18 protein-coding genes are annotated in these 19,379 nt (G+C 38.9%); 6 read left to right on the forward strand and 12 right to left on the reverse strand.

Annotated features, from left to right (window positions below; translation table 11 throughout):
• Window positions 1–56: 56 nt before the first annotated feature.
• The 3 genes from ACXACJ_RS06950 to ACXACJ_RS06960 form a co-directional block, all read right to left on the reverse strand.
• Window positions 57–836 carry a hypothetical protein gene (locus tag ACXACJ_RS06950; protein ID WP_475133619.1) on the reverse strand — a complete coding sequence of 260 codons (780 nt, stop codon included), beginning with the start codon at window positions 834–836 and terminating at the stop codon, window positions 57–59.
• Between the two features lie 77 nt (window positions 837–913).
• Complete coding sequence (locus ACXACJ_RS06955; RefSeq protein ID WP_475133620.1) at window positions 914–1,294, reverse strand: DUF779 domain-containing protein; 381 nt, start codon at window positions 1,292–1,294, stop codon at window positions 914–916.
• A 6-nt stretch (window positions 1,295–1,300) separates the two neighbouring features.
• A complete protein-coding gene (locus ACXACJ_RS06960; RefSeq protein WP_475133621.1) occupies window positions 1,301–2,824 on the reverse strand; it encodes an aldehyde dehydrogenase family protein in 1,524 nt (507 codons plus the stop codon).
• A 247-nt stretch (window positions 2,825–3,071) separates the two neighbouring features.
• On the opposite strand from ACXACJ_RS06960, the gene ACXACJ_RS06965 reads away from it, so the two are divergent.
• Complete coding sequence (locus tag ACXACJ_RS06965; RefSeq protein ID WP_475133622.1) at window positions 3,072–3,980, forward strand: AraC family transcriptional regulator; 909 nt, start codon at window positions 3,072–3,074, stop codon at window positions 3,978–3,980.
• 88 nt (window positions 3,981–4,068) lie between these two features.
• The gene (locus ACXACJ_RS06970) at window positions 4,069–4,980 is read left to right on the forward strand and encodes a hydroxypyruvate isomerase family protein (protein ID WP_475133623.1); all 912 of its coding nucleotides are present in this window, start codon (window positions 4,069–4,071) and stop codon (window positions 4,978–4,980) included.
• A 79-nt stretch (window positions 4,981–5,059) separates the two neighbouring features.
• Here the strand turns inward: ACXACJ_RS06970 and ACXACJ_RS06975 are convergent, their stop codons facing one another.
• From ACXACJ_RS06975 to zwf, 4 genes are all read right to left on the reverse strand, one after another.
• A complete protein-coding gene (locus ACXACJ_RS06975) occupies window positions 5,060–7,642 on the reverse strand; it encodes an ABC transporter permease (protein ID WP_475133624.1) in 2,583 nt (860 codons plus the stop codon).
• Window positions 7,639–7,977 carry a PadR family transcriptional regulator gene (locus ACXACJ_RS06980; protein ID WP_475133625.1) on the reverse strand — a complete coding sequence of 113 codons (339 nt, stop codon included), beginning with the start codon at window positions 7,975–7,977 and terminating at the stop codon, window positions 7,639–7,641. Before ACXACJ_RS06980 ends, ACXACJ_RS06975 begins: the two co-directional genes overlap by 4 nt.
• Window positions 7,978–8,048: 71 nt before the next feature.
• The gene (gene pgl / locus ACXACJ_RS06985) at window positions 8,049–8,759 is read right to left on the reverse strand and encodes a 6-phosphogluconolactonase (protein WP_475133626.1); all 711 of its coding nucleotides are present in this window, start codon (window positions 8,757–8,759) and stop codon (window positions 8,049–8,051) included.
• 1 nt (window position 8,760) lies between these two features.
• Window positions 8,761–10,290 carry a glucose-6-phosphate dehydrogenase gene (gene zwf / locus ACXACJ_RS06990; protein ID WP_475133627.1) on the reverse strand — a complete coding sequence of 510 codons (1,530 nt, stop codon included), beginning with the start codon at window positions 10,288–10,290 and terminating at the stop codon, window positions 8,761–8,763.
• A gap of 130 nt (window positions 10,291–10,420) precedes the next feature.
• Here zwf and gndA point away from each other — a divergent pair, with 130 nt between their 5' ends.
• Window positions 10,421–11,818, forward strand: coding sequence for an NADP-dependent phosphogluconate dehydrogenase (gndA, locus tag ACXACJ_RS06995; protein ID WP_475133628.1), 1,398 nt, complete (start codon window positions 10,421–10,423; stop codon window positions 11,816–11,818).
• Here the strand turns inward: gndA and ACXACJ_RS07000 are convergent, their stop codons facing one another.
• Together ACXACJ_RS07000 and ACXACJ_RS07005 are read right to left on the reverse strand one after the other, a co-directional pair.
• Entirely contained in the window at window positions 11,819–13,168 is a 1,350-nt protein-coding gene (locus ACXACJ_RS07000; RefSeq protein ID WP_475133629.1) for a GntP family permease, read from the reverse strand.
• A 32-nt stretch (window positions 13,169–13,200) separates the two neighbouring features.
• Window positions 13,201–13,689, reverse strand: a complete 489-nt coding sequence (locus ACXACJ_RS07005) for a gluconokinase (protein ID WP_475133630.1) — start codon at window positions 13,687–13,689, stop codon at window positions 13,201–13,203.
• A 101-nt stretch (window positions 13,690–13,790) separates the two neighbouring features.
• Here ACXACJ_RS07005 and ACXACJ_RS07010 point away from each other — a divergent pair, with 101 nt between their 5' ends.
• Window positions 13,791–14,204, forward strand: coding sequence for an OmpA family protein (locus tag ACXACJ_RS07010; RefSeq protein WP_475133631.1), 414 nt, complete (start codon window positions 13,791–13,793; stop codon window positions 14,202–14,204).
• Window positions 14,205–14,225: 21 nt separating this feature from the next.
• On the opposite strand, the gene ACXACJ_RS07015 is transcribed toward ACXACJ_RS07010, so the two are convergent.
• The 3 genes from ACXACJ_RS07015 to ACXACJ_RS07025 form a co-directional block, all read right to left on the reverse strand.
• Entirely contained in the window at window positions 14,226–14,936 is a 711-nt protein-coding gene (locus tag ACXACJ_RS07015; RefSeq protein ID WP_475133632.1) for a flavodoxin family protein, read from the reverse strand.
• Window positions 14,937–15,102: 166 nt separating this feature from the next.
• On the reverse strand, window positions 15,103–15,663 hold the full coding sequence (locus tag ACXACJ_RS07020; protein WP_475133633.1) for a type 1 glutamine amidotransferase domain-containing protein: 561 nt from the start codon (window positions 15,661–15,663) through the stop codon (window positions 15,103–15,105).
• A gap of 103 nt (window positions 15,664–15,766) precedes the next feature.
• On the reverse strand, window positions 15,767–15,958 hold the full coding sequence (locus ACXACJ_RS07025; RefSeq protein WP_475133634.1) for a CsbD family protein: 192 nt from the start codon (window positions 15,956–15,958) through the stop codon (window positions 15,767–15,769).
• 355 nt (window positions 15,959–16,313) lie between these two features.
• Here ACXACJ_RS07025 and ACXACJ_RS07030 point away from each other — a divergent pair, with 355 nt between their 5' ends.
• Window positions 16,314–16,643, forward strand: a complete 330-nt coding sequence (locus ACXACJ_RS07030) for a PadR family transcriptional regulator (protein WP_475133635.1) — start codon at window positions 16,314–16,316, stop codon at window positions 16,641–16,643.
• A complete protein-coding gene (locus ACXACJ_RS07035; protein WP_475133636.1) occupies window positions 16,640–19,267 on the forward strand; it encodes an ABC transporter permease in 2,628 nt (875 codons plus the stop codon). Before ACXACJ_RS07030 ends, ACXACJ_RS07035 begins: the two co-directional genes overlap by 4 nt.
• Window positions 19,268–19,379: the final 112 nt, after the last annotated feature.

Consider the following 19,379-nt stretch of genomic DNA (forward strand, 5'->3'; position numbering starts at 1 on the left):
AATGAGAATATTATTTATTAGGATAGCAGATCAGTGATTAGAAAATCACTGATCTGCTATGGGGTTTGCTTTTCAAGTTTTTCAACTATTGAAAGAAGATTTTCATCTTGAGAAACCGCTGTTTTTAGCGTATTTATAAGGTATGTAGGAATGGAATTTGTTTGACTTAGATTTGTTCTAATTTCCAATAAAATCTTATTAACATTTTCCTTATTATCTATCTTATTGGAATATTTTAGAAGAGTTTCAAAGTCGTTCAATAAGGCAAGAATAGTATCTGTTTGTTGAGAGTCAGATGGTTCAGCTATTGATTTTTTTTGTGTTCTACTGGCAATACAACCATTGTAGTCATCAATTATTTGTGTAAGATCGTCCTTACCCAGCTCTTTGCTGTCAATTTTGGAAGAAATGTTAATGCAATCTATCAAAAATTCTGTCATTCGATTTCTAAAGCCAAAATAGCCAGGGACAATCAAGTTCTCGCCAGTTTCCTTCTGCAACAGTTCCGTGTCGAATTTGTCTACATTGTCTGAAGAAGAGAATTTGAAAAGGCTAAGATATCCATCGCTAATACGCTGAGCTAATTTGTATTGACTTCCAACTTTTATTGGTTCAATAATACCGTGCTCTGAGTGCTCTATTTCTTTTATACCTAAAATTGGAATTCTACTTTTACCCTCCTCATTGTCTATCAACGCATAAGGTACCTTATTATTAGAATTCAAAAGTTTGATTTTGCCGCTGATTGTGTCTCCTTTGATTGTAATTAGTGAATCTTGAGAAATCAAAGTTTGAATAGATAGACAAGTGAAAAGAAAGAAGAATGTGAATCTCATAGTTCGTTTTTTGCTTTTAACTACAAACATATGAATATCATTCTTTATTGCTTGCTTCAATTCTTAATTGAAAATCTTTAATATACTTCATTAGCCATTTTAATGGGGTGTAAATCTTTTAATTCTTCTTCGGTGAACATCCTTGACCGAATGATAAACCGAATTCCTAATGGGATTTCAAGCGAAAAACTTGAACCTCTGCCCTTAACAACATCCAGAGTGAGTTGTGTATGTTTCCAGTATTCGAATTGATCTTTAGACATGTAGAAATTGCAGTCATGTACTTTGCCCAACCAAATGTCATTTTCATTCAGCATCAGTTCATCTTTGGGAAAACACATGGGAGAGGAGCCATCGCAACAGCCACCACTCTGATGGAAAATCAGAGCGGGATGGCTTTGCTTTAATTTATCGATCACCTTTCTGGCTTCTGGCGATATGTTTACCCGTTCAACCATTAATTATTAAAAGAAGCCTAGAGCTTTTTTGTCGTAGGAAATCAGCATGTTTTTGGTTTGACGATAATGTGAAAGCATCATTTTATGAGTTTCGCGACCAATCCCTGATTTTTTATAACCTCCAAATGGAGCATGAGCAGGGTAAGCATGATAGCAATTCACCCAAACTCTTCCTGCCTCAATAGCCCGTGAAATTTGAAATGCTTGATGAGTGTCACGCGTCCAAACGCCTGCACCTAAACCATAGAGAGTGTCATTGGCAATTTCAATGGCTTCTGCTTCATCTTTGAAAGAAGTGACACAAACCACAGGACCGAAGATTTCTTCTTGGAAAACGCGCATTTTATTGTTGCCCTTCAGAATAGTCGGTTGAATGTAAAAACCGCCCTCAAGTCCATCGTTGATAGCTGGTTTGCCACCAGTCAGCACCTCACAACCTTCTTCTTGCCCCAATTCGATATAGCTTAGAATTTTCTCGTACTGATCGTTTGAAGCCTGTGCGCCCATCATAGTGTTTGGGTCTAACGGATGGCCGAGCTTAATGGCTTTAGTTCTTTCTACAACCCTTTCTACAAAGGCATCGAAAATGCTTTCTTGAACCAGCATGCGCGAAGGGCAAGTACAAACTTCGCCCTGATTTAGGGCAAACATTACAGCTCCTTCCAAACATTTATCAAAGAAGTCGTCATCGGCATCCATGATACTTTCGAAGAAGACATTCGGTGATTTTCCACCTAATTCTAGCGTAACAGGCACAATGTTTTTAGAAGCATATTGCATAATCAGCTGGCCTGTGGTGGTTTCTCCAGTAAAGGCAACTTTTTTTACTCTTGGGCTAGATGCCAAGGGCTTGCCAGCTTCCACACCAAAACCATTGACTACATTGAGAACTCCAGCAGGAAGAATGTCTTCGATCAGTTCCATCAAAATCAAAATACCAACAGGGGTTTGTTCAGCAGGTTTTAAAACCACGCAATTTCCAGCAGCAAGGGCGGGAGCTATCTTCCAAGCAGCCATTAGAATAGGGAAGTTCCACGGAATAATTTGCGCAACTACACCTAATGGTTCTAAAATATTCATGGAAACGGTATTGGAATCGAGTTCACTTACTGTTCCTTCTTCTGCGCGTATTACGCCTGCAAAATATCTGAAATGATCAATTGCTAGAGGCATATCAGCTGCTCGGGTTTCGCGGAGAGCTTTACCGTTGTCCCAAGTTTCGGCTCTTGCCAAAATCTCTAAATTGGCTTCCATTTTATCGGCAATTTTTAGCAGAATATTGCTTCGTTCTGTAGCCGAGGTGTGATTCCAAGTTTTGGCAGCTTCCCAGGCTGCGTCTATCGCCAACTCAACATCTTCGGCAGTAGACCTGGCCACTTTGGTGAAGCTGTTTCCATCTACTGGAGAAATATTTTCAAAGTATTCTCTTTTAACAGGAGCCACCCATTTTCCACCAATAAAGTTTTCGTACTGATCCTTGAATTTTGGTTTTTCTACTACCGAACTGGCAGTGGTTAATATCTCGCTCATCGTCTGATTATTTATGGTTTAACAAATTTTTTGTTCAGGCTATTAATGATTGTTTAACTTCTGTTGTTAGCCTTTCAATCAAAATTATATATTGTGGAAATCGTTTGCTTGACCTATACTCTCAATTGCTTGAACAATACTTGCAATTGTAGACTAAGACAGGGTATGTAGACTCTAACTGTCTAATTATTAGTTAATTTGATTCAATCAGAATTGGCTGAAAGAGCTTCTAAATAAAAGTTGAGTTATGGAATTGTCGGATAGTTTTTACAAAGGAAGAAGATTAGAGACCTTGGTGGAAAACCAAACTACTTACACTTTGCAGCATGCAGAAATGCACGTTTTTGAAACGCACCAACAAGCTGAGCAAATTCTACTTCGATTCGATCAACCCGTTTTAGCCAGTATGCTCATGGGCAAAAAGGTGATGCATTTAAGAAAGCAACCGGCCTTTGAGTTTCTGCCGGGTGAATCTCTGATTCTGCCTTCCAATGAATTGATGTGCATTGACTTTCCTGAAGCAGAAATGGACAATCCAACCAAATGTTTGGCGATGAGCATTGATGACGACAAGATTCATCAAGTAATTGGGCAAATGAATGAACTGATGCCTAAAGCCGATGATCGAGAATGGAGCATGATGAATTACAATTTTCACTTTACGAATGACATCGCGATTTATCAGATTATTCAGCGTTTGCTGTTCTTGTTCACGGAGAATCACCCTTCAAAAGATATGTTTGTTGAGAATATGCTACGCGAACTGATCGTAAGAACACTTCAGGCCGATAGCCGAAAAATCTACAGTGAACAGGCCTTTAATTTAAGTGATCAAAATCGGTTGGCGTACATCATCAGGTACATTAGAGAAAATCTTGACCAACAACTTACAATCAATGATTTGAGCAAAATGGCTTACATGAGTGAGTCTAACTTCCATAGAGTTTTTAAAAATGAATTAGGCATTTCTCCAGTCCATTTCATTAACAATGAAAGGATAAAAAGGGCAACCAGTTTATTGAATGATCCTAAAAAACGCATTAAAGAAGTGTGCATGGAATGTGGGTTCAACAGCATCTCTTATTTCAATCGCGTGTTTAAAAAAGAGAACGACCTTTCACCAAGGGAATATCAAATGAAAGTTGCCATTCATTAGCTGAATTTTGTTTCTATTTTAAGCTCGCATAAGTCGGGCTGGTGCGGAAAGATGAAATGATTATCTTGTAGATCAGCAATTCAGAAAAATGAAAAGAAGAGATTTTTTAAACACGGGAGCACTTGCCGCTGCTGGCTTTAGTATGGCTCCAAAATCAAGCGCATTTACATCGTCAAAAGAACAAACTAGCTTTAAGCTGAATTATGCCCCGCATTTTGGGATGTTCAGAAATTCAGCGCCAGGAGGTTTCTTGAGCGAACTTGATTTTATGGCCGAAAGAGGGTTCAAATCTTTGGAAGACAATGAAATGCGAAACCGTCCTTTGGAAGATCAAAAGCAAATAGCCGCTCGAATGGAAAAACACGGTATGGCAATGGGTGTTTTTGTGGCGCATACTATTTTTTGGACGGAACCGAATTTAACGAGTGGAAAACAAGATTACAGAGATCAGTTTTTGAAAGAAGTAAAAGCTTCAGTTGAAGTCGCGAAACGCGTTAATGCCAAATGGATGACTGTAGTGCCTGGTTTTGTGGATTTAAGAAAAGATGAGGGCTACCAAACTGCTAATGTGGTAGAAAGCCTGAAACAAGCCTCAGATATTTTAGAATCTCATGGATTGATAATGGTTTTGGAGCCATTGAATAGGAGAGACCACCCAGGTTTGTTCCTTTCTAAAGCAGCTCAAGGTTATGAAATCTGCAAAGCGGTAGACAGTCCATCATGTAAAATCTTGTTCGATATTTACCATCAACAAATTACTGAAGGCAATTTGATTCCTAATATCGATGCTGCTTGGGAAGAGATTGCTTACTTCCAAGTGGGGGATAATCCTGGAAGAAAAGAACCAACTACCGGAGAAATCAACTATAAAAACGTTTTTGGTCATATTCATTCGAAAGGCTTTAAAGGCATTGTAGGAATGGAACATGGCAATTCGAAATCGGGTAAAGAAGGCGAAGAAGCTGTAATAGAAGCCTATAAAGCTTCGGATAGTTTTTAGTATTTTCTAAGAAGAAATCAACTCTCCAAAACCTTAACGAATTGATCGAGATTTTGGAGAGTTTTTATTTTCAAGCCCTTTATTCAGTTCTTAAAACATCTGTTGGATTTAATCGGCTTACCCTGCCAATTTGAAACAATACAGTTAAAAGGATGATACCGGAAAAAACTGCTAATGTGCCTAAAAATAGTGAGGCATCAATTTCAGTTTGGTACGCAAATGATGCTAGCCAATCTTTCAAGAAATAATAAGAGAGTGGAAAGGCAATTAAACTGGCCACAATCAATACTTTCCAAATGTTGGCTGTAAGCAATTTGGTTAATGAAAGTAGGTTGGCACCTAATACTTTTCTTATACCTATTTCTTTCATTTTTACTTGTACCAAATAGGTGAGAAGCCCGAAAATTCCGAGGCACGAAATGATAACCGCAATGGTGGTAAACATGCCGAATATTTGCCCCATTTTCATGTCCGCGGTGTAAATGCGTTCTATCCGATCATCTAAGAATTCGGCATCGAAAGGTTCGTTAGGTAAATCTTTATTCCAAACCTCTTCAATTTTACTCAAAGCTGTTTTAACATCACCAGACTTTAACCTAATCGCCACTTTGTTGATGGAATTTTTCATCTCTTCAGTTAATTCTGCCTGTATAAAAATGGCTGGCTCAACTTTAGATTTAATGCTTCCTGTTGGGAAATCTTTAACAATCCCAATGATCTTACTCTCTTCGTCTCCAAACACTTTCATTTGCATGCCAACTATTTCTTTATCTGTTATTTTGGCAAGAGATTCATTAGCTAAAACGTGATATTTACTGTGACTCTCATCCTTGTGAATATCTTCACCGGTTACAATCTGAAGTCCCATCACATCAACAAAATCTTGATCTATAATGTGAAAGTCAAAAGTCTTGTCAAAATCTGGTAATCCTATACTTCCTCTTTTATTGTAACCCGGACCAGGAGCCAATGTGGTAACACTTACTCTTTCCACTTCTCCTAAAGTCAAAAGGTCATTTTTTAGTACTGATGATTCTGTTCCAATTTTTCCTGATACGATCAATACTTTGCTAACATCATTTAAGTGATGGCTTTCATTGATAAAATGGAACTGTTTGATAAAGGTTAATGAACCCACAATCAAAAAGGTAGAAATTGAAAATTGTATCAATAGAAGTCCATTTCTTATCCATTTGCTCTTAGGGGAATACAAGGTTTTTCCTTTCAGATATTCACTGAATTTAATGCTAGAAAGAATAACTGCAGGGTAAAGGGCTCCCAATAGAGTTAGCCCTAATAATATCATTATAAGAATGCCAATTACATTAGCCGAAGTGGTCAATGTGAACAAGAGTTTTAAATTAATGTAGCTTTCGATTGGGCTTACTGAATACCTAACGATTGCAAAAGTGAAAAAAAGAGCAATCGAGCAGACAAGGGAAGATTCGATTAATTGTTGAGAAATCAGGTTCTTTTTCGAAGCTCCCATCACTTTCTTTACGCACATTTCCTGAGTCTTTTTAAGTGCAATGGCAGCCGAAAGATTCACATAATTGGCAATTGTGAGTACCAAAACAACCAATCCTACAAGTGAGAAGATATTCATTACTTGTCCATCGATACTGGCTATGAAGCTGTCAGAAATTCGGATATCTGATTTGATTTCATTTATATCTCTAAAAATATAATTATAAGAAAGAACGGTCTCATTTTTCGAATGTGATTTTAGTACTGAAGGTATTCTTTGTGCTACCTCTTCTTTGTCGGCCCCAGGGCTGAGTTTTAAATAAGCCAATTGTGAAAGAATCAAATTTGAGTTGAGATCCGAATAAGTTGAATTGGTTTTGAGTGGTGTTATAACATTGGCTTTAAAGCTTGAATTGATCGGGACGTTTTCGATGATTCCTGAAACTGTATATTCAGTAGTAGTTTGTCCTCTTTTAATAAGGATTTTTTCTCCGATAACATCGATTTTGGAGAACAGTTTTTCAGCAATTCCTTTCGAAATAATAGCTTCTTTTAACTCAGGATTGAAGTTCCTGCCCAGTAATAGTTTCAATTCAAAAATATCTAGAAAATCTTCATTGGCAGCTGTTATTGTTTCTTCAAAAGTCTCTTTTAAGTCCTCGGTTTGAATTTCACCGGTAGATTTACTTATAAAGCTATATCCTTCAATTTCGGGCATTTCGTTTTTTAACACTACCGGTAGGCCAATATGAATCCCTGAACCTTCGCGGTCTTTTGTATAGGTGCTCAACCTTACAATGCGGTCGGGATGTTCCAAAAAGTCGTCAAGATGCTTTTGATTATAGACAAAAAGAAAGATCAAGGCGAAGCAACTGAAACCCAGTGTTAGGGCTGTGATATTGAGTAGTTGGTAGAACTTCTGCCTCAGAATAGAGCGGAAACCAAATTTGAGATGGGTAAAAAATAGCGTTTTCATGTATTGAGTTTTTCGTTTTTGCCTTCTGGTGCGCCAATAGAGTTTAAAAAGCTTGATTACATCAAAAGCATATTTGAGTTTGGCTTTTGTGGGTCCCTTTCGCTTAAGATTATAGTAAAAGTCTTCTCGCAAATCGCCTTCAATCTCTTCCATTTGGGAAGAGGGAAACATGCGTTCGAGGATGTGATTAAAAAATTTGGGAGGTTGAATGTTTGTCATGAGCCCAATCCGTTTAAAACTACATTGGGTATGTCAGACCAAAGTTGAGATCGCATTGCATTGATCTCTGCGAGTGATTTGATGCCAAAAGGAGTTACGGCAAACAGCCTTTTTCTTTTTCCGCCACGAACACTGTTCGAATCGCCCATATGTGAAGTCAGTAATCCTTTTTCTTCCATGCGATAAAGCGTGGTGTGAATGGCGCTAATATTAAGATCGCGCTCTGTTCTTTCTTCAATTTCCGTTTTGATACTAAAGGCGTAAGCCTCATTGTTCAAAACGCAGATGGTTAAAAGCACCAACTCTTCAAATTCACCTATTCCAGTTCGTTTCATATATTATACAATAATGTCAATTAAATAGAAACGAAAAATAAAAGCAAGCAAATTCCCTTAAAAAGAAGATGTTAGAGCTTTGAAGCGGCAGCTTTGTCCATAAACCAAATCAAATCTCCATGTTCTGGTTTAATATGGGCGGCAGGGTAGCTTTGCCACTTGCCATTGAAATTGAAAATCTCTTCAATCTTTTCAGCCTTACCTTCTCCCGTAACCAAAAAGCAAACTTCTTTGGCATTGTTGATCACGGGTCCGTTCAGTGTAACCCTTTTTTGACCACTTTCCGGATGAACCGCAACGGCACAAGTGTTCGAATCTTTCAATAATTCCAATTGGTGAGGGAAAATGGAAGCCGTGTGGCCATCTTCACCCATTCCCAACATAATAATGTCGAATTGAGGCAAACCATTTACGGAAGGTAAATTGTCATTAATCAATTCGCCATATCGTTGAGCTTCTTCTGTTGGATCATTTTCTCCCAATACTCTGTGGACGTTTTCTTCTGGAAGATTAACCTGAGAAAACAATCGCTCCTGAGTCATTTTAAAGTTGCTGTCGTCATCGGTAGGGGGAACGCAACGCTCATCTCCCCAATAAAATTGAAGTTTGGTCCAATCGATTTTATCAGCATACTTTTCAGCCAACAGGCTGAAAAGTAATTTAGGGGTACTTCCGCCCGATAGGGCAATATTTAATCTATTAACCTGAGTTAGTTTTTCAACCAAGTGGTCGGCAAAGGCCTTAGCAGTTGCCTCAGGATTTTTGAATATTTCAGTCTTCATTTTACAGTTCGCAATAGTTACTGTCGTCAGTTAAGTTGCTACATGGGTAGCGCCACATCATGTTTTCGCCATCAATTAAATCATCGGCATGTTCTGGCCCCCAGGTTCCAGCAGGATAACCATAAACCGGAATGCTGTCATCGTTTTTCCAAGCTTCTAGAATTGGATTGATGAACTCCCAAGCTGCTTCGGTACTGTCGCCACGAGCGTAAAGGGTTGCATCGCCTTGCATACAATCCAAAATCAACCTCTCGTATGCTTCTGGCACGTAAACGTCCGTTAAATCATCATAGTGAAAATCCATATTTACTTGCTCAGTATTGAAACCAGCCCCAGGAATTTTCAAGGCGAACTTGAGCAAAATACCCTCGTTAGGTTGAATTCTAATCACCAAGCTATTCTGATTGTTCGCAATGTGATTATGGTTTTTGAACAAATGATGATGGTTTGGTTTAAAATGGATCACTACTTCTGTAACCCTAGTTGGAAGTTTTTTGCCAGTACGGATATAGAAAGGCACATCTGACCATCTCCAATTGTCCACAAAGAATTTCATGGCTACGTAGGTTTCCGTTTTTGATTCAGGATCTACGCCTTCTTCATTTCTGTAAGAAATTGCTTTCTCACCTTTAATATTCGCTTCAGTGTATTGGCCTCTAATGACATTGTTTTTGATGTCATCTAAACTTAAAGGGCGAAGAGATTGGAATACTTTCAGCTTTTCATTTCTGATGGATTCGGCATCGGCCTTAACTGGTGGTTCCATGGCCACAAGCGCAAATACTTGCAATAAGTGGTTTTGAACCATATCGCGCAAGGCACCAGAGCCATCGTAATAACCGCCTCGTTTTTCAACACCAACGCTTTCCGCAGCGGTAATTTCTACTCGGTGAATATAATTTCTGTTCCAAAGTGGTTCGAAAATGCTATTTGCAAAACGCGTTACAAACATATTTTGAACCGTTTCTTTACCTAAGTAATGATCGATTCTATAAATCTGTTCTTCATCAAAATGGTTAAGTAAATCTTGATTCAGTTTTTTAGCAGATTCTAAATCATAACCGAAAGGTTTTTCTACAATTAACCTTTTCCAACTGTCAGATCTATTGTTTAATCCCGCATTGGTAAGTCCTTCGGCAATGGTCCCATAAAGGCTTGGGGGGGTGGATAAATAGAAAATATAATTGTGACAGGTTTGAGTATTTGTATCAATTTTATTCAGCCTTTGCTTCAGCTGATTGTAATGCTCAGGGTCTTTTGTGTCTAATGGTTGATAAAAAACGAGTTTAGAAAAGGCCTCAATAGCTTCAGGCTTTTCATTTCCAGCCAATTTCAGATGCTCATTGTCAAACACCACTTTCTTTCGGAACTCCTCATCTGTATATTCTGTGCGACTAACCCCTAAAATGGCGTAACATTCTGGTAGAAAGCCTCTTGTGAATAGGTTGAAAACTGCTGGTATTAATTTTCTTTGGGTTAAGTCTCCTGATGCCCCAAAAATTACCAGCACCTGATTGTCAGTTTTCTTCATTTATATTGTTGGGAATGTATAAGGTTCTTTTCTTTGTAAAAACCGTTGAATTTCGGTTTAGTTCCAAAACTAATCAAAGCAGACTTATGTTGACCAAGTCTGAGACAAGCTTTTCTAAAATATTGATTAAATGAGTTCAACTCTATACGATTTCGGCCTAGTAGGCCTTGGTGTAATGGGCCGCAATTTTATTCTGAATGTTGCCGACCATGATTTTTCTGTTATCGGACTTGATTTAGATGCCGAAAAGGTAGCTTCCTTGGAGGAAGAAGGAAAAGAGAAGAAAGTTAAAGCTACCCAAGACAAAAGCGAATTTATAAGCCAATTGGCCAAACCACGAAAAATTATGCTTTTGGTGCCAGCAGGTGGACCGGTAGATCATGTAATTGAAGATCTTTTGCCTTTACTAGAAGAAGGTGATATTATCATTGATGGTGGTAATTCATTCTTTACCGATACGGATAGAAGATTTGAATATTTGGCCAAATCGGGTATTCACTTTTTTGGTTCAGGAGTTTCTGGTGGTGCTAAAGGAGCCAGAAGAGGGCCAAGCATTATGCCTGGAGGAGACCGCGAGGCTTATGAGCACATCAAACCGATTTTTGAAGCGGCAGCCGCTAAAGTTGAAGGCGAACCTTGTGTGGCACATTTAGGAAATGGCTCTGCCGGAAACTATGTGAAAATGGTTCATAATGGCATAGAATATGGACTGATGCAGCTGATTTCCGAGAGTTATTTTGTGATGAAGAAGGGGCTGGGTTTCTCTAATGACAAACTTCATGAAACTTTTGATGCGTGGAATAAATCGGAATTGCAGTCATTTTTGGTGGAAATCACTGCTGAGATTTTCACTAAGAAAGATGATTTGAGCGATGCTGATTTGGTTGATGTCATTCTAGATAAAGCCAAGCAGAAAGGAACAGGTAAATGGACTTCTCAAAATGCCATGGATTTGGGGATTCCTATTCCTACTGTAGATTCGGCAGTAAGCATGAGAGAAATTTCTTCTTTCAAAAGTGATAGAACTGAAGCTGAAAGCCTATATGCAGCAGGCGAGGGGCATACTGTTTCTCTTACAGAACAAGAAGTGAAGGATGCGCTTTACTTTACGTTTATTGTGACTTACGCTCAGGGTTTACAGCAATTGGTTGAAGCATCGAAAGAGTATAAGTATGATTTGCACTTGGAAACCATCGCTAAAATTTGGCGTGGCGGATGTATCATCAGAGCTGCGCTTTTGGAAGATATCAGAAAGGCATTTGATGCACAGCCTGATTTGAAAAACATTTTACTCGATACTGCTATTGCTGAAAAAGTAAAACCTTTAGTGAAAACAGCTCAAAAAGTGGTTAGCGAAGCAAGTTTAGCAGGTTTGCCAATTCCTGCAATTGCAGCTTCACTCAATTACTTCTCAGCGTTTACTTCTGGCCGATTACCTTTGAACTTGATTCAAGCGCAGCGCGACCATTTCGGTTCTCATACTTATGAGCGTACGGATCGTGAAGGCATTTTCCACACAGAGTGGTAATTAAATCAGCTGATAGAGTACAAAAATTAAAATAAAACTGCTTACTGAGATCATGGTCGATTGAATTGTCCATGATCTCAGTGTTTGCTGAACGTTGTGGTTTAAATAACGATTCACCAACCAGAAACCACTATCGTTTACATGCGATAGAATGATGGAACCAGCCGCAATAGCCATCATAATCAAGGTTTTATTCAGCATGGCCAAATCCATATTTACAATTACAGCGGCTACAATTCCCGCGGCTGTAAGCATAGAAACCGTTGCAGAGCCCTGCATTACACGAACCAGCGCAGCTACAATATAGGCTAGAAGCACAACCGAAAAGGCCGAACCTTGCATAGAGTTGGCTATCATTTCGCCAATCCCTGTATTCACCATCATTTGCTTTAAAACGCCACCTGCTCCAGTAATTAAAATAATGGAACCCGCAGGAGCTAAGGATTTATTACTTACTTCGAAAAGTTCTTGTTTCCCAATCCCTTTTTTGACGCCTAGAAAATAAAGCGCCAAGAATGTGGCAATCAAGAGTGAAACAAATGGATGTCCAATAAAGCCTAATGCTTTTACCCAAGTACTGTCGGCTATTATGTTTTGTTCAGCCAAAGTTTTGAAGAGTGAGCCACTAAGGATCAGTCCAATTGGCAAGCCTAAAACTAGAAAAATGATTTTCACTAAATTCTCATCATAATCTTGTTTGGCGGAAACTGAAGTCTCAGTTTCTGATTCAATATATTCTTTGGGTGTTATGAATTTACTCAGGAAAAGCCCACAAAACAGTGCTATGGGCAACCCTACAATTAATCCCACTACAATGGCATAGCCAAGATCAACTTTTAGAATGTTGGCCACGGCTACTGGGCCGGGTGTTGGAGGAATAAAGCTGTGAGTAATAGCCAGTCCTGTTAAAAGAGGTAGGGCGAAGTATAGTACGTTCTTTTTTATTTTTCTTGCTAAAGCTTTTACAATAGGGAAGAGGATGATGATGCCTACATCGAAAAACACGGGAATAGAAACGATAAAACCTGTAATCAGTAGAGCTAAACGCGATTTTTGCATTCCACCTTTCTTCAGTAAAAACTGCGCCAAGGCTTGGGCTCCGCCAGAGTGTTCCAATAAAGCTCCGAAAATAGCGCCTAATCCAACAATTGTAGCCACAAAAGCGAGCGTACCGCCCATGCCGTCTGAAATCGATTGAATAACCATATCGAAAGAAAGACCACCCCAGAGCCCAACCCAAATGCTGGCTGCCAATAAGCTCAAAAATGCATTGAGCTTCATTTTCATAATCATAATAAGAAGTAGGGCAATGCCAGAAACTATGGCAAAAATCAATTGGGCTTCATTCATGGTCTCAAAAAATCAGTCCAGAAGATATACTATTATTTCTTTCCTTGAAAATGAGAGCTTACAAAGTTGATGATTTCTTGAATTTCTGTAGTCGCCTTAACCGTGATGGCCACTTCGGGAACTTCTAATGTTTCTATTTGAGATTTTACTAAAGAAGAAGGCATAAAATGGCTACTGCGTTTGGAAAGTCGGTTGAAGGCTTCTTGTTCAGTGATTTCCAGAAACACAAAGTCAGTTTTTAACCTTTGAGACAGATAATCCCGATAGCTCTGTTTTAATGCAGAACAAGCCAATACAAATTCACCTCTGTGCGAATTCAAAACATGCTCTACAATGGCAGCCAACCAAGGCCAACGATCTTCATCAGTTAATGCCTGCCCGCTACTCATTTTCATTACGTTGGCTTTTGGGTGAAAATCATCGGCATCTAAGAAGGGAATAGAAAGAGATTTTGCCAGCTGATTTCCCACAGTGCTTTTTCCGGAACCGGAAATGCCCATAACCACAATAAGGTGTTTCATTTTAAATGGATTATTGCCGAATATCATAAAAAATTAATGGACGGAAGTGTTTTTCAAATCGAAACATGATTTAATGATGGGAAAGGCATAACTTAATAGAAATGAAACCGCTACTGATCAGTTTGTTTTTGGGTTTAGTGTTTTCCGCTCATGCGCAAAGCTTTGGAGAGCCTTCTTACATTAAAAGCGTTTATTTTGGTGGTGGAAGTTCTTATGTAGATCGTGAGCAATCCGAAAAATTGCTTCATTTTTTAGATTCCATTCCTAACGTGCACAATTATATTATTACTGTGCATAGCCACACTGATAATATAGGAGGGAAGGAGTTTAACGAAATGCTTTCTGAAAGAAGAAGCGAATCTGTGATAGAAGTTTTGCTGGCTTGCAAAAAAGTGAAGAAGGAATCTATCGAAATCAAAGATTTTGGACTTTTCAATCCTACTTACGACAATTCAACCTCTTATGGCCGCAGAATGAATAGGCGGGTCGATATTATTTTCTGGCTGGCCATTTAGCTGTGTTTTCTGAAATTCGTTTTAACGATATTCTGGGTTTTCGAAACTCCAACGTTCCCCATTATCCCAATCTTTTCTTGAATTTCCGTAAGCGGGATAACCGTTCTCAGCTTTTAGCATTCGGGCTAAATGCAGAATATTGTAAGTCATGAAAGTGGTGTTCCTGTTTGTGAATTCATTTTTAGCCGCATGCGATTCTTTGTCTAAATAACTAGGGCCAGGGCCAATTTCACCAATCCAGCCGCAATCGGCCTGAGGCGGAATAGAATAGCCAACGTGTTGAAGGCCATATAGAATAGACATGGCATTATGTTTTACGCCATCTTCATTTCCCGTAATGATACAACCTCCAACTTTTCCGTAGAAAAGGTATTGGCCTTTGTCATTCATTTTTCCGCTCATTGCATAAAGCCTCTCTATCAGCTTTTGACAAATTGAAGATTTCTCTCCAAGCCAAATAGGCGTACCTATAATGAGAATGTCAGCCTCCAGAATTTTCTTAACTAAGTCAGGCCACTCATCTTTTTCCCAACCATATTCGGTCATATCAGGATAAACCCCGTTGGCCACTTCGTGATCTACAAAACGAATGTTTTCAAATGACACACCTTCCTTTTTCATAATGTGCTGAGAAACGTCCATCAAACCTTGTGTGTGGCTTTTTTCTGGAGATTTCTTCAAAGTACAATTGATGTAGATGGCCTTTAAATGACTAAACTGATTGGTTTCCATGGCTTTAAAGTTAGGGTGATATAAGACTAACCATTTTGAGATGGCTATGTTAGAAGGGAATAAAATAAGGCTGAATTAAAAGATTCAATTGTCTGGATTAGTGGTCTGAAGCGAGTTCAGTTACCAGACTTCTTATAATTCAGCCTCTGCTAATGATCAGTTAATTTTAAACTGTCTGTTCTTCGTGTTTGCCTTCGGCTACTTCTTCTATCACTTTAGAATTAAAAGCGTCAAGGTCTTCCGGGCTTCGCGAAGTCACAAGTCCTTCGTCTACCACAACGGATTCATTTACCCAAGTGGCGCCTGCATTTTCAACATCCTTTTTAATAGAAGAAAATGAAGTTACTTTTCTTCCTTGAAGCACATCCGCTTCAATTAACATTTGAGGACCGTGGCAAATTGCGGCTACTGGCTTATGAGCTTTAAAGAAATCGCGCACAAAGCTTACCGCTTTTTCGTCTCTTCGCAATTGATCGGGATTGATTACACCTCCTGGTAAAACCAGTGCATGGTAATCTTCTGCTTTAGCATCGTTCAAAAGGACGTCTACCGTAACATCGTGGCTCCAATTTCCATTGGCCCATCCTCTGATTTTTCCAGATTCGATAGATACTACTTCGGTTTTTGCTCCGGCTTGTTCCAGAGCATGTTTAGGTGAAATGAGTTCGGATTCTTCAAAACCGTTGGTTGCTAAAATCGCAACCTTCTTATTTTTTAGATTTTCCATAATGTTTTTAATGTTTAAAAGCCGACACCTTCTGTGCCGGCCTAATTCAATTCAAATCGGTTATTGTGTGGGTAAGTCTGGATTTTTTTGCCAGAAATAGGACTTAAATAGAATCAATAAAGTCCTTAATCTCGCTCTTGGCCTTACCAGTTTTCTTCTGAATACGACCCAATACTTCGTCTTCTTGACCTTCTGCATAAGTAAGGTCATCATCAGTAAGATCAGCATATTGTTGTTTCAACTTACCCTTTACAATATTCCAGTTGCCTTTCATTTTATCTGTTGTTGCACTCATGGTATTTAAAATTTGGTTCGCCTGTTAAGGTTCAATTCGAATACCAAAGTGAGTAACAATTCATATTGAAATTGTAATTGATTGATATGTAGTGTTTTGAGTGGGTTTTATAAAGACTGGACTTCAGAATGAAATCATCAAAACCGAGAGATTCTTCCACAAACCCATGAATATTTTTTCACACAGGGGAGAAATATTCTGATTTGGTTTGAAAGGAGTTCTTTGAGATTCTCAAACTCGGTAGAATCCAACGCTCAAGGATTCTCAAATTTCAACCACCTATAAAAATACCTAATATTTTAGTTACCATTCTGAAACTTTCAAGTATATTGTTTACAAAACTGATGATAATAGAATGAAAGGAGATAATCTGGGCGAATTCGAAGAACTGGTTTTGTTGGCTGTGGCCGCTTTGCTCGACAATGCTTATGCGGTTTCAGTAAAAGCAGAAATAGAGGAGAGGGCCGATAGAAAAACGAATATTAGTGCAATCCATTCTTCATTGTATCGGCTCGAAGACAAAGGCTTTTTGGAGTCTAGTGTAGGAGGGGCAACCAAAACCCGTGGGGGCAAGAGCAAACGCTTTTTTAAAGTTACCGCCTACGGCTTTAAAGCACTTAGAGAAGCTCAGAATATCCGTCAATCTTTCTGGAATGTAATTCCACAACTTTCAACTCAAGAATGAAAACCATAGCTCCACCTAAGTTGGCCCAAAAGCTTTTGCGCATTATCGTTGCCGATGCCATTCTCGATGATTTTGAAGGCGACTTGTTAGAACTTTTTCACGCAAGGGTGGAAGAAAAAGGGCCATTTAGAGCCAAAGCCCATTTTTACATTGATGTTTTACTTTCCCTCCGCAACGCACATTTAAGAAGAAAATTCAAATTTTATAATCCACTGGTCATGTATAAAAACTATCTCAAAATCGCCTTTCGCAACTTACTGAAACACAAAAGTTACTCGTTTATCAATATCACAGGGCTTGCTCTTGGTATGGCTGCCTGTCTGTTGATTCTACTCTTTGTAAATAACGAGCTGAACTTTGATGGATTTCATGAAAAGAAAGCTAATATCTATCGCTTGGATGAAGTGCAACGCTTTGGCGCGGTATCAGAGCAGAAGGTGGCGCTCTCCATGTTTCCTATGGGGCCAAATATCATGGCCGATTACCCTGAAGTGGTGAATTTCACACGCTATTGGACGGCAGGAAGAGCACTTGTTGAGTACAACAATAAGCAAGTTTACATGGAAAATCTGGTGAGAGTGGATACTTCGTTTTTGCAGATGTTCGATTTCAAGCTTATTGAAGGAAGCAGAGCCAATGCTTTTCAAGATAACTTCGATGCTTTTTTGAGTGAAACCTTGGCTAAAAGAATCTTTGGCACTGAAGATCCGATAGGCAAGACTATTAAAATGAGTGCTGACAACCAGCTTAAAGTAGTTGGTATTTTCGAAGATATACCTGAAAGTTCTCATTTGCAGTTCGATGCGTTAATGAGTACTAGGCTTTGGGATGATGAAGGAAGACAAAATAGTTGGGGTAGTAATTATCTGAATACCTATCTGCAATTGGCTCCTGGTGCAGATCCAAAAGCTCTCGATGCTAAGTTTGATGATTTTCTGGTGAAATATATGGGTGATGATGTTTTGGAGTCATATACACTTTTTCTACAACCTTTAACGGATGTTCACCTTGGGTCAATGGATATTACCCATGATTACAATAACTACAATAAGTTTGCTCGAAGCTCGGTGAATATTTTCCTCATACTGGCATTTTTTGTTTTACTAATCGCCAGTATCAACTTTATGAACCTTTCTACGGCAAGGGCCGCTACAAGGTCGAGAGAAGTTGGGGTGAGAAAGTCAATAGGGGCATTCAAAAGCCAAATTACAGGTCAATTTATGATCGAGTCTATTCTGCTCACTTTTATAGCACTTTTATTGGCTTTCGGTTTATGCTTTTTGGCTATCAAACCGCTCAATCATATTATTGATAGAGAATTAAGCCTCACACTTTTCGTTCAACCCCTCAATCTTTTACTGATTTTGGGCACCACCATTATCATTGGTTTCTTCTCGGGAATCTACCCGGCTTTGGTAATGAGCGGATTCAATCCAGTTACTGCTTTGAAAGGCAGTATGATCAAATCAGGTGCTTCATTTTTCAGAAATACTTTGGTGGTTTTTCAGTACGCCATTGCCATCGCTATTATCATAGGGACAGTTGTTGCAACCGACCAGCTGAATTATATGCAAAATCTCAATCTTGGTTTTGAGAAAGACAATGTTGTGGCCATTCAAATGTATCCTGATACAAATGAAAAATATGATTTGCTGAGGTCTGAGCTGAACAACTTACCAGATATAGCAGGAGTTACGGCAACCAGTCAAAGGCTGGGAAATAACCTTCATCAAACAAGCATGCAATACCGAGCAGATACGGCTATGATTTACAGCTCGAGTTCATTTGTTGTGGTTGAGAATAATTTCTTCGACTTCTATAAAATGGAGATGAAAGAAGGAAGGGCTTTGAGTGAAGATTATGCGGATGATGCCAAAGGAATGAGTTTTGTGATAAACGAAGCACTGGCTAAAGAATTAGGCGCTGGCGATAAAGATGTGATAGGAATGCCTTTCCATTTTGGCGGAGTGGATACCCTTGGGAGAGTAGTGGGGGTTGTTAAAGACTTTAATTACAACAAGTTGAACCTGAAAGTTGAGCCCCTTTTTATGAGCAATCAGATTAAGAGTGGACTTGGTTTTGGAGGCTGGAATGAGGTTAACGTGAAGGTTAAAGGTGGAAAAATTCAAGAAGGACTTGCTGAAATTGAAGGTGTTTGGGATGAGCTTTTTCCAAATCGCCCGTTCGAATATAAGTTTCTGGAAGAACACATCGATGAAATGTACCGCTCTGAACAGCAGCTTACGTCTGTTATCAGTATTCTTTCTATACTGGGCATTATCATTGCCTCGCTTGGATTGTTCGGTTTGGCTTCTTTTACGGTTCGCCAAAGGCTAAAGGAAATGGGAATTCGCAAAGTGCTTGGCGCTTCGGTTCAGCAAATCGTTATAATTCTTTCCAAACGTTTTACGCTTCTCGTACTCATTGCTTTTGTAATTGCTGCTCCGCTAACTTATTATTTGATGAATAATTGGCTACAAGGTTACGCTTACAGTATTTCTATTGGCTTTGGGATATTCCTATTAGTGGGTGTAGGTTCGTGGTTGATTGCTCTGCTTACCGTGAGTGTTCAGTCTTTAAAGGTGGCTAAATCCAATCCTGTGGAAACGTTGAGAATTGAATAAGTCAGTTTTGAATTTCTTATGACACTTGAAGGAGTAATTCACTTTTGAGAATTACTCCTTCAAGCCGACTTTAAAAATCTCAATAAGCAATTACTATCAAAAAGCCTCTTAA

Source organism: Roseivirga sp. AWQ4_251 (genome assembly GCF_056158225.1).